Below are 12,152 nucleotides of genomic sequence, written 5' to 3' on the forward strand. Positions count from 1 at the left end.
GGGTCAGGCGACGCGCAGGATGCGGTCCAGCGTGGCGTTTTCGGTGATCAGGTCGGCCACCGTGGTCTTGTCCAGCCGCGCGTAGAACGCATCCAGCGCCTCGGCCATCACGCAGTTCAGGCGGCAGCCTTCCGCCAGCGGGCAATCCGGCGGGCCGCCCTTGAAACATTCGGCAAAGGGGATGACCTTTTCAAAGGCGCGGAACACCTCGCCCACGGTGATCATCGAGGCGGGCCGGGCCAGCGTCAGCCCGCCGGTGCGGCCCCGCACCGTGTGCAGGAACTTCTTCTGGGCCAGCAGGTGGATCACCTGCGCCAGATGGTTTTCCGAGGCGCCGGTGGCCTCGGCCACTTCCTGACGGCGCACGGTTCGGCCGTCGTTCACCGCACAGAACATCAGTGCGCGCATCGCAAGGCTGGTTCGGATGGTCAGGCGCATGGGCCTCTCCTAGGGTTTCTTGGCAAGCATGTAAAACAGCCTGCGCGGGAACAATGATGCAGATCAGTTACCTCACTAATGACGGAAGATTCCTGAGCAGGGGATGCGTCATATTGCGCTAACACGCAGCAATTTAAGGGCATTGCGGCCAGATGCCGCGCCTGTTTGCGCGTCCCCGGCTGGGCGGCGTCGGCCCGGAGCCGGCAGCGGATGCATTCGCGACTCGCCACGTCTTGCGCCGTGATGCTTACGGATCGGGCAGGGCACCGCATCCCTGCGGCCGGGGGTCAAACCGTTTTGATCGCTGGCCTGCCTTGAAACAACATGGATAATTGTTGATGCGTTGCGGAAAGTCCTGCGCTAGGATCAAACCGCTTTGGGCTGCCACGGTCCGGCAGACGGCGCGGGATGCCTTGTTGTGCTTGACCGGCCTTCTGTCCGTCCTAGGCTGCGGCCTGACCCGTACCCTTCGCAGGAAACCAAGTGAACGATCTCAGCTTTTCCCCCGAACGCCTGCAAGCCTCTGTTCTTCATCACCTGACCTTCACGCTGGGCAAGGACGCCCCGAACGCCAGCCGCTATGACTGGCGGATGGCGCTGTCCTATGCGATCCGCGACCGGATCGTCGAACCCTGGTTCGCCAGCACGCGCCGCACCTGGGCCGAGGACCACAAGCGCGTTTACTACCTGTCGATGGAATATCTGATCGGCCGGTTGCTGGAAGACGCCACGATCAACCTGGGTCTTTACGAGGCGGCCGAACAGACCATGGCCGGCTTCGGCCAGGATCTGAAATCGCTGATCGAGGATGAGCCCGACGCCGCGCTTGGGAACGGTGGCCTGGGCCGGCTGGCGGCCTGCTTCATGGAAAGCATGGCCACGGTGGGCTGCCCGGCCTATGGCTATGGCATCCGCTATGAACACGGCCTGTTCCGCCAGCGGTTCGAGGGCGGGCGTCAGGTGGAAACGCCGGAAGACTGGCTGAAACAGGCCCACCCCTGGGAATTCCCGCGCCCCGAAAGCGCGTATACCGTGGGCTTCAAGGGCCAGATCGAAACCCGCGACGGCAAGGACATCTGGGTGCCCGGCGAAACGGTGATCGCCGAGGCGCATGACACCCCGGTAATCGGCTGGGGCGGCAAATGGGCCAATACGCTGCGCCTCTGGGCCGCCAAGCCCACCACGATGTTCGACCTTGAGCGGTTCAATCGCGGCGACTACGCCGCCGCGGCCGAGCCCGAAAACCTGGCCCGCACGCTGAGCCGGGTGCTTTACCCCGACGACACCACCTATCAGGGCAAGGAACTGCGGCTGAAACAGGAATTCTTCCTGACCTCGGCCGCGCTGCAGGATATTCTGCGCCGCTATCTGTACCGGCACAGCGACCTGATGGCGCTGCCGAAGCACGTCGCCATCCAGATGAACGACACCCACCCGGCGATTGCCGGGCCGGAGCTGATACGGCTTCTGTCCGATGAGCACGGGATGCCGTTCGAGGATGCGCTGAACACCGCGCGGGCCTGCCTTGGCTATACCAACCACACGCTGCTGCCCGAGGCGCTGGAGAAATGGGCGACCTTCACCTTCGGCACGGTGCTGCCGCGCCACATGCAGATTGTCGAGCGGATCGACAGTTGGCACCGCCGCACCTATCCGTCGCGCCCGCATTATGTGGGCATCGTCAAGCACCATGAGGTGCGGATGGGCGAACTGGCCTTCATCATGAGCCATAAGGTGAACGGCGTTTCGGCGCTGCATTCCGATCTGGTGAAGAAGACCCTGTTCCCCGAGTTGAACGCCCTGCATCCCGGCAGGATCATCAATGAAACCAACGGCGTGACCCCGCGTCGCTGGCTGCGAATGTCGAACCCCGGTCTGGCGCGGCTGATCACCGATACCATCGGCGAGGGCTGGGAGGATGATCTTGACCGGCTGGACGGGCTGAAGACCCATGTCGATGACGCGGGCTTCCGTAACGCCTTTGCCGCCGCCAAGCGGGCCAACAAGGTTGAGGTGGGCAACTGGATCGGCCGCGAATTCGGCGTCAAGGTCAGCCCGGACGCGCTGTTCGACGTTCAGGTCAAGCGCATCCATGAATACAAGCGCCAATTGCTGAACATTCTGGAGTGCATCGCCCACTGGCACGCCATCCGCAACGGCGCGGTCAGCAACCCGGTGCCGCGCGTGCGCATCTTCGGCGGCAAGGCCGCGCCGGGCTATGCGGTGGCGAAAGAGATCATCCGCCTGATCAACGACGTGGCGCAGGTGGTGAACAACGACCCAAAGACCGGCGATCTGCTGAAGATCGTCTATCCGCCGAACTACAACGTCAGCATGGCGGAAAACCTGATCCCGGCCTCGGACCTGTCCGAACAGATCTCGACCGCGGGGAAAGAGGCGTCGGGCACCGGCAACATGAAGTTCATGATGAACGGTGCGCCCACCATCGGCACGCTGGACGGGGCCAATGTGGAAATCCTGCAAGAAGTGGGGGCCGACAACTTCTTCCTGTTCGGCCTGACCGCCGAGGAGGTCTGGAAACGGCGCGAAGACCCCGATCATGCCCGCAAGGCGATCGAGGCCAGCCAGCCGTTGCAGGATGTGTTGCAGATGATTGCCGAAGGGCGGTTCAGCCCCGATGAGCCCGAACGCTATCACGGGCTGGTGCATGGCATGTGGCACAGCGACTATTTCCTCGTCGCCTCGGACTTCGACGCCTATCACGCGGCGCAAGCCCGGGTTTCGGCCGCCTATGCCGACCCGCAGCGCTGGTATCACATGGCGGCGATGAATACGGCCCGTTCGGGATTCTTCTCGTCGGACCGGACCATTCGCGGCTACATGAAGGATGTGTGGGATGTGACGCCTGCCCTGTGACAGGGGCATACGCACGGGCTGGGGGGACGGCGGATGACGGGCGAAGAGTATGTGGACAGTGATGCCGCCTGGGCGATTGCCGAAGGGCGGCATGGCGATCCGTTCTCGGTGCTGGGGCCGCACAAGCGGGGCAGCGACTGGGTCATCACCGCCTTCGTGCCGGGGGCCGAGCGCCTTTGGGTGCTGAGCGGCAAGAAGGTTGAGGAAGCCACGCCCTATCCGGGCATCGCCGGGCTGTTCACCCACCGTCAGCCCCGCAAGGCGGCCTATCGGCTGCGCGCCTCGGGCCATGGCACGGAATGGGAGTTTGAAGACCCGTTCCGCTTTGGCCCGGTGCTGGGCGAGATGGACGAATACCTGCTGGGCGAGGGGACGCACAAACGGCTCTGGCAGGTGCTGGGCGCGCATTGCATCACGCATGAAGGCGTTGAAGGCGTGCATTTCGCTGTCTGGGCCCCGAACGCCGAGCGCGTCAGCGTTGTTGGCAACTTCAACATCTGGGATGGCCGCCGCCACCCGATGCGGCGGCGCGGGCCGACGGGCGTGTGGGAAATCTTCGTCCCCGGTCTGACCGAAGGCGAGGCCTACAAATACGAAATCCGCGGCCCCGGTGGGGTGCTGCTGCCGCTCAAGGCCGATCCGGCGGGGTTCGGGTCGGAACATCCGCCGGCCACGGCTTCGGTCGTGCGGCGGATCGGCGGTGCCTTCCACGATGCCGACTGGATGGCGGCGCGGCACAACCACAACAGCATTGATGCGCCGATTTCGGTCTATGAGGTGCATCTGGGGTCATGGCGCCGCGCGCCGGGGGACCGGATGCTGAGCTATACCGAACTGGCCGAGCAACTGGTGGATTATGTGGCCGACATGGGGTTCACCCATATCGAATGTCTGCCGGTTTCCGAATTTCCGTTCGACGGAAGCTGGGGCTATCAGCCGGTCGGGCTGTTCGCGCCCACCATCCGGCACGGCACGCCGTCCGAATTCCGCGCCTTTGTCGATGCGGCGCATCGCAAGGGGCTGGGCGTGCTGCTGGACTGGGTTCCGGGGCATTTCCCTTCGGACGCGCATGGTCTGGCGCAGTTCGACGGCACCGCGCTTTATGAACATCAAGACCCGCGCGAAGGGTTCCATCAGGACTGGAACACCCTGATCTACAACTATGGCCGGGTCGAGGTGAAGAACTTTCTTGTCTCCAACGCCCTGTATTGGCTGGAAGAATACCACGTTGACGGGCTGCGCGTCGATGCGGTGGCCTCGATGCTGTATCGCGATTACAGCCGCAAGGCGGGCGAATGGATCCCGAACCGCGATGGCGGGCGCGAGAATTACGAAGCCATCGACGTGCTGCGCGCGATGAACATCACCGCCTATGGCGAATGTCCGGGCGTGATGACGGTGGCCGAGGAATCCACCGCCTTTCCGGGCGTGTCGCGGCCGGCCAACTGGGGGGGGCTGGGCTTCGGCTTCAAGTGGAACATGGGCTGGATGAACGACACCCTGTCCTACATGCAGAAAGACCCGCTGTTCCGCAAATACCACCACCACAAGATGACCTTCGGGCTGGTCTATGCCTGGTCCGAGAACTTCATCCTGCCGATCAGCCATGACGAGGTGGTGCACGGCAAGGGCAGCATGTTGGCCAAGATGCCCGGCGACGGCGATCAGAAATTCGCCAACCTGCGGGCCTTCTACGGCTACATGTGGGGCCATCCGGGCAAGAAGCTGTTGTTCATGGGCCAGGAATTCGCCCAGGGCGCCGAGTGGAACCACAATCAAAGCCTGGACTGGCACCAGCTTGACCTGCCGCCCCATGCCGGGGTGCAGGCGCTGGTGCGCGATCTGAACCACCTTTACCGCAAGACCCCGGCGCTGCATGTCAACGACTGCCGCCCCGAGGGGTTCGAGTGGATCGAGGCCAATGACGCCGAAGCGTCGGTCTATGCCTGGCTGCGCAAGGGCAGGGCGGGCGACCCGATGGTCGCGGTGGCGGTGAACATGACGCCGGTCGAACGCAGCTATCGGCTGGGCCTGCCCGCCGCGGGCAAATGGGTCGAGGTGATGAACACCGATTCCGCCGTCTATGGTGGGGGCAACCGGGGCAACATGGGCGGCGTGAAGGCCGAGGCGGTTCCGTCGCAGGGACGGCCCTATTCGGCGCTTGTCACGCTTCCGCCTTTGTCGGCAGTGTATTTCATGCAGGGTTGACGGGTATCTGTCAGGGGGAGTGCGCAGATGAAGCCAAGATCGAACCAGAGACTGTCGTCGCAGGCCATGGCCTTCGTGCTGGCCGGGGGGCGCGGTTCGCGGCTCAAGGAACTGACAGACCGGCGTGCCAAGCCGGCGGTGTATTTCGGCGGCAAGACCCGCATCATCGACTTTGCCCTGTCGAATGCGCTGAACAGCGGCATCCGCAAGATGGCCATTGCCACGCAATACAAGGCGCACAGCCTGATCCGCCACATCCAGCGCGGCTGGGGCTTCTTCCGGGCCGAGCGGAACGAATACCTGGACATCCTGCCCGCATCGCAGCGCATGGACGAGGTGAACTGGTATCGCGGCACGGCGGATGCGCTGGCGCAGAACATCGACATCATCGACAGCTACGGGATCAAGTATGTCGTCGTGCTGGCCGGCGACCACATCTACAAGATGGATTACGAAATCATGCTGCGCGAGCATGTCGAGACCGGCGCAGACGTGACCATCGGCTGCCTGACGGTGCCCCGGATGGAAGCAACCGCCTTCGGCGTGATGCACGTCGACCGGGACATGCGCATCACGCAGTTTCTGGAAAAGCCGAAAGATCCGCCCGGTATTCCCGGCGATCCCGATCACGCGCTGGCCTCGATGGGGATCTATGTCTTCGACTGGGCCTTCCTGCGCGACCTGCTGATCCGCGACATGGTGGATGAAAACTCCAGCCACGATTTCGGCAATGACCTGATCCCCGACATCGTCAAGAACGGCAAGGCGATGGCGCACAAGTTCGCCGACAGTTGCGTGACCAGCGGGCTTGAGGATGAACCCTACTGGCGCGATGTGGGCACGATTGATGCCTTCTGGCAGGCCAATATCGACCTGACCGATTTCGTGCCGAAGCTGGACATCTACGACAATAGCTGGCCGATCTGGACCTATTCGGAAATCGTGCCGCCCGCCAAGTTCATCCACAACGAGGATGGCCGCCGCGGACAGGCGATTTCATCGCTGGTGTCGGGCGATTGCATCGTGTCCGGCTCGGAAATCCGCAATTCGCTGCTGTTCACCGGGGTGCGGACGCACAGCTTCTCTAGCCTGGAATATGTGGTGGCGCTGCCGCGCGTGATCGTCAACCGCAAGGCGGAACTGTCGAACTGCGTCATCGATTCCGGGGTGATCGTGCCCGAAGGTCTGGTCGTGGGGCAGGACGCCAAGGAAGATGCCAGGTGGTTCCGCCGCACCGACACTGGTATCGTGCTGATCACGCAGGATATGCTGGACGCGCGCGCCCGGGCCCTGGGGTAAGGGCCGGGCAGGCGGCGTGAAACGGGCAAGGGGGCCAAAGCAGATGGGCGGGCGGGTGCTTTCGGTCGCATCGGAATGTGTGCCGTTGATCAAGACCGGCGGGCTGGCCGATGTCGTGGGCGCCTTGCCCGCCGCGCTGGCCGGGGCGGGCTGGGACATGCGGGTGCTGATCCCGGCCTACCGTCCCTTGCGCGGCATGGCGGCCGACTGGCCCGAGGTGATGCGCGACGAAACCCTGTGGGGCGGCCCCGGCCGGGTGCTTGAGGGCAAGGTGGCCGGTGTGCCGCTGCTGCTGCTGGACGCGCCACACCTGTATGACCGCGAAGGTGGCCCCTACAGCGGGCCGGGCGGCGATTACTGGGACAATCCCCAGCGCTTTGCCGCGCTGAGCTGGATCGGCGCGCGCATCGCCCGCGAAGGGATCGAGGGCTGGAGGCCCGACATCCTGCACGCGCATGACTGGCAGGCGGCGCTGGCCCCGGCCTATCTGACCTATCACGGCAGCGGCGGGTGCAGTTCGGTGATCACCGTCCACAACATCGCCTTTCAGGGCCAGTGCCCGGCGGCGCTGCTGGGCGATCTGCGGTTGCCCTTCGGCGCCTTCCACCCCGGCGCGCTGGAATATTACGGCGGGCTGTCCAGCCTGAAGGCGGGCCTTGTGACCGCGGACCGGATCACCACCGTCTCGCCCACCTATGCGGCCGAACTGATGCGGCCGGAATTCGGCATGGGCCTGCAAGGGGTGATCGCCCAGCGGGCGGGCGTGGTTTCGGGCATCCTGAACGGCGTCGATCTGGAGGTTTGGTCGCCCGAGATCGAACCCGCGAACCCCTATTCCCCGAAAGCCATGGCCGGCAAGGCCGCCGCCCGCGCCGCCCTTTGCGCCGAATTCGGGCTTGAGGTGCCAGGGCCGCTGGCGATTGTCGTGTCGCGGCTGACCGACCAGAAGAGCATTGACCTGCTGCCTGCCGTGCTGCCCGATTTCGTGGCCGCCGGCGGCGGGCTGGCGGTGATCGGCACCGGCGATCCGGGGCTTGAGGCCGCGATGCGCGGGCTGGCCGCGCGCTTTGCCGGGCGGGTCGGCGTGCGCATCGGCTATGACGAGGCCTTGAGCCACCGCATGTTCCAGGGCGCCGATGCCGTGCTGGTGCCCAGCCGGTTCGAACCCTGCGGCCTGACGCAGATGTACGGGCTGCGCTATGGGGCGCTGCCGGTCGTCTCGGCGGTGGGCGGGCTGGCCGATACGGTCATCAACGCCTCGCCTGCCGCGCTGGCCACGGGTGTGGCCACCGGCATCACCTTCTGGCCGACGGATGCGCTGGCCTTGGGCCAGGCCTTGCGCCGTCTGGTGGCGCTGCATGGCGACCGCAAGGCCTGGAGCCGCGTGCAGCAGAATGCCATGGCCGCGCCGGTGGGCTGGCAGACCAGCGCCGCCGCCTATGCGGCCCTGTACGAAGGGCTGCAAGGGTGACAACTGCCCCCCGCATCCGGGCGAACGGACATTCCGTTTCGCCCGGCAGGCCCTGGCCGATGGGCGCCACGCTGACCGGCGACGGCGTGAACTTCGCCGTATTCTCGGCCCATGCCGAACTGATCGAACTGTGCCTGTTTTCGCCCGATGGCCGCAAGGAGCTGGCCCGCCTGCCGATCCGCGACCGCGATGGCGACATCTGGCATATCCATGTCGGCGGGCTGACGGCGGGGGCGGTCTACGGCTTCCGCGCCTTTGGCCCCTATGACCCCGAACGCGGCCACCGCTTCAACCCGCACAAGCTGTTGCTGGACCCCTATGCCCGCGCGCTGGAAGGGCGGCTGAAATGGTCTGACGCGCTGATGGGCTACAAGATCGGCACGGCGCGCGGCGATCTGAGCTATGACACCCGCGACAGCGCCTTTGCCGTGCCCAAGGCGGTGGTGACAGACCCGTCCTTCGGCTGGGGCAACGACGACCATCCCCGCACCGCCCGCACCGATTCCTTGATCTACGAGGCGCATGTGCGCGGCCTGACCATGCGCCATCCGGGCGTGCCGCAGGGCCTGCGCGGCACCTATCTGGGCCTCGCCTCGGATGCGGTGATCGACCACATGCTGAAACTGGGCGTGACGGCGGTGGAACTGCTGCCGGTTCAGGCCTTCATCGACGAACGCTTCGTGGTGACGCGGGGCCTGCGCAATTACTGGGGCTACAACACCATCGGATTCTTCGCGCCCGAACCGCGCTACATGGGCAAGGGCGGGCTGTGGGAATTCCAGACCATGGTGCGCCGGCTTCATTCCGCCGGGATCGAGGTGATCCTTGATGTGGTCTACAACCACACGGGCGAGGGCGACCAGTGGGGCCCGACCCTCAGCTTCCGCGGGCTTGATAACGCCAGCTATTACCGGCTGGCCGATGGCGGGCGGAACTATGTCAACGACACCGGCACCGGCAACACGCTGAACCTGACGCACCCCATGGTGCTGCGGATGGTGATGGATTCGCTGCGCTACTGGGTCGAGGTGGCGCATGTCGACGGCTTCCGCTTCGATCTGGCCACCGTGCTGGGCCGCGAGGCGCAGGGGTTTGACCCGAACGGCGGCTTTTTCGATGCGATCCGGCAAGACCCGGTGCTGAGCCGGGTGAAGCTGATCGCCGAACCCTGGGACATCGGTCCCGGCGGCTATCAGCTTGGGGCCTATCCGCATCCGTTCCAGGAATGGAACGACCGTTTCCGCGATGGCGTGCGCCGGTTCTGGCGCGGCGATGTGGCGATGACGCGCGATCTGGCGGCGCGGCTTCTGGGTTCGGCCGAACGGTTTGACCATTCGGGCCGGTCCGCCGGATCGTCCATCAACTTTCTGACCAGCCATGACGGCTTCACCCTGCAGGATCTGGTCAGTTTCACCGTCAAGCGCAACTGGGACAACGGCGAAGACAACCGCGACGGCCATTCCGAAAACCATTCCGACAATCTGGGGGTGGAAGGGCCGACCAATGTTCCGGCGGTGCTGGCCGCGCGGGCGCTGCGCAAGCGCAACCTGCTGGCAACCCTGATGCTGAGCCAGGGCGTGCCCATGCTGCTGGCGGGGGACGAGATCGGCCAGACCCAGGGCGGCAACAACAATGCCTATGCGCAGGACAACGAGATTTCCTGGATCAACTGGGCCAATGCGGATCAGGCGCTGACGGCCTTCGTGGCGCGGCTGGCCGCGCTGCGCAAGGCGCATCCGGTGCTGCACCAGCGCCGGTTCCTGCATGCCCGCGCCCGGCCTTCGGACGGGTTGCGCGATGTGATCTGGCGCCGCCCCGATGGCAGCGAACCTTCGCCGCAGGACTGGCACGATCCGGCCTTCCGCTGCCTGTGCGTCGAATTGCGCATGGCGGCGGAAGGCGGCGATCCCGGGTCGGGTGCCGTGCTGGCGGTGTTCAACTGCGGCGGGGCTACCGCGCTGCGCCTGCCTGACACCGCGCCGCGCTGGGAGCTGATCCTTGATACCACCCGGCCCGAGCTGACCGAAGGCCCGGCCCCGCAAGAGGTGCCGGCGCAATCCGTGCTGTTGCTGCGTTCGCGCCCCGATGTTCCCGAGGGAGAGACCCCATGACCACCACCGTCAAGACCACCCCCATCGCCGGGCAGAAGCCCGGCACCAGCGGCCTGCGCAAGAAGACCCCGGTCTTCATGGCGCGGCATTATCTGGAAAACTTCGTCCAGTCGGTCTTTGATGTCGTGGGATGCGCCGGCAAGACCTTCGTGCTGGGTGGCGACGGGCGCTATTTCAACGACCGCGCGGCGCAGGTGATCCTGCGGATGGCGGCGGCCAGCGGCGCGGCGCGGGTGATCGTGGGGCAGGGCGCGTTTCTGTCCACCCCGGCGGCCAGCCACCTGATCCGCCTGAACAAGACGGATGGCGGCATCATCATGTCGGCCAGCCACAACCCCGGCGGCCCGACCGAGGATTTCGGCGTCAAGTTCAACATGCCGAACGGCGGACCCGCGCCCGAAGCGGTGACCGAGGCGATCTACCGCCGCACCACCGAGATCACCGAATACCACATGGTCGAGGCGCAGGATGTGGACCTGGCCCGCATCGGCCGGCACGATCTGGCCGGGATGGTGGTCGATGTGGTCGATCCGGTGGCCGATTATGCCGCGCTGATGGAAACCCTTTTCGATTTTCCGGCAATCCGCAGCATGTTCGCCGGCGGCTTCCGTATGCGGATGGACAGCATGTGCGCCATCACCGGGCCCTATGCGGTGGAAATCCTGGAAAACCGGCTGGGCGCCGCACAGGGAACCGTGGTCAACGCCGCGCCGCTGCCTGATTTCGGCGGGATGCACCCCGACCCGAACCCCACCTGGGCCAAGGCCCTGATGGACGAGATGTTCGGTCAGGACGCCCCGGATTTCGGCGCCGCCAGCGATGGCGACGGCGACCGCAACATGGTGGTGGGGCGTGGCATCTATGTCTCGCCTTCGGATTCGCTGGCGGTTCTGGCGGCCAATGCCCATCTGGCACCGGGCTACAAGGCCGGGCTGAAGGGCATCGCGCGGTCGATGCCGACCAGCGCCGCCGCCGACCGGGTGGCCGCCGCGCTGGGGATCGGTGCCTATGAAACGCCGACCGGATGGAAGTTCTTCGGCAACCTGCTGGATGCCGGCCGTGCCACGCTGTGCGGTGAGGAAAGTTTCGGCACCGGCAGCGACCATGTGCGAGAGAAGGACGGTCTCTGGGCCATCCTCTTGTGGCTGAACATTCTGGCCGTGCGCAAGCAATCGGTGGCCCAGATCCTGCAGGAACACTGGGCGAAGTTCGGCCGCAACTACTATAGCCGGCACGATTTCGAGGCGATCCCCACCGACAAGGCCGATGCGATGATGGCCGTCTTGCGCGAAAAGCTGGCCAGCCTGCCCGGCACCGCGCTGGAGGGGCTGGTGGTCGAGGCGGCGGATGATTTCGCCTATACCGACCCGATTGACGGCTCGGTCAGCCTGAAACAGGGCGTGCGGGTGCTGTTTGCCGGCGGCAGCCGCGCGGTGTTCCGCCTGTCGGGCACCGGCACCGAAGGCGCAACCCTGCGGCTGTATCTGGAACGCTATGTGCCCGGACCGGATGGTCTGGCCGAAGACCCGCAGGCGGCGCTGGCCCCGATCATCCGCGCGGCCCATGCCATTGCCGGGATTGAAACCCACACCGGCCGCACCGCGCCCGACGTGGTGACCTGACGCTAGGCGGGAGCAGGGGGCGGGGGCAGGGGCGGCGGATCGCCCCTGCCAGCCAAGGATTGTTTGACCCAAGGGAAAGCTGGCGTTTTTGCGCCGCCGCCTTGTCGTTTTCGGGCAATTCCCCGG

7 protein-coding genes are annotated in these 12,152 nt (G+C 65.5%); 6 read left to right on the forward strand and 1 reads right to left on the reverse strand.

The window, feature by feature from the left end:
• Positions 1–3: 3 nt before the first annotated feature.
• Complete coding sequence (locus B6K69_RS01900) at positions 4–438, reverse strand: RrF2 family transcriptional regulator (RefSeq protein ID WP_107672773.1); 435 nt, start codon at positions 436–438, stop codon at positions 4–6.
• Between the two features lie 483 nt (positions 439–921).
• Here B6K69_RS01900 and B6K69_RS01905 point away from each other — a divergent pair, with 483 nt between their 5' ends.
• From B6K69_RS01905 to B6K69_RS01930, 6 genes are read left to right on the forward strand one after another with little or no spacing between them, the layout of a single operon-like run.
• Entirely contained in the window at positions 922–3,315 is a 2,394-nt protein-coding gene (locus B6K69_RS01905) for a glycogen/starch/alpha-glucan phosphorylase (RefSeq protein WP_108642576.1), read from the forward strand.
• Positions 3,316–3,348: 33 nt separating this feature from the next.
• Positions 3,349–5,523 (forward strand): 1,4-alpha-glucan branching protein GlgB, encoded by a 2,175-nt coding sequence (glgB, locus tag B6K69_RS01910; RefSeq protein ID WP_108642577.1) that lies wholly within the window; start codon positions 3,349–3,351, stop codon positions 5,521–5,523.
• A 27-nt stretch (positions 5,524–5,550) separates the two neighbouring features.
• On the forward strand, positions 5,551–6,822 hold the full coding sequence (gene glgC / locus B6K69_RS01915; protein ID WP_108642578.1) for a glucose-1-phosphate adenylyltransferase: 1,272 nt from the start codon (positions 5,551–5,553) through the stop codon (positions 6,820–6,822).
• Between the two features lie 43 nt (positions 6,823–6,865).
• Positions 6,866–8,293, forward strand: coding sequence for a glycogen synthase GlgA (gene glgA, locus B6K69_RS01920; protein ID WP_108642579.1), 1,428 nt, complete (start codon positions 6,866–6,868; stop codon positions 8,291–8,293).
• On the forward strand, positions 8,290–10,404 hold the full coding sequence (glgX, locus tag B6K69_RS01925) for a glycogen debranching protein GlgX (protein ID WP_418260194.1): 2,115 nt from the start codon (positions 8,290–8,292) through the stop codon (positions 10,402–10,404). The genes glgA and glgX overlap by 4 nt, the downstream gene beginning before the upstream one ends.
• On the forward strand, positions 10,401–12,026 hold the full coding sequence (locus B6K69_RS01930; protein ID WP_108642581.1) for an alpha-D-glucose phosphate-specific phosphoglucomutase: 1,626 nt from the start codon (positions 10,401–10,403) through the stop codon (positions 12,024–12,026). The genes glgX and B6K69_RS01930 overlap by 4 nt, the downstream gene beginning before the upstream one ends.
• Positions 12,027–12,152 lie beyond the last annotated feature (126 nt).

The sequence above is a fragment of the Pseudogemmobacter blasticus genome (assembly GCF_003071405.1).
Taxonomy (GTDB): domain Bacteria; phylum Pseudomonadota; class Alphaproteobacteria; order Rhodobacterales; family Rhodobacteraceae; genus Pseudogemmobacter; species Pseudogemmobacter blasticus.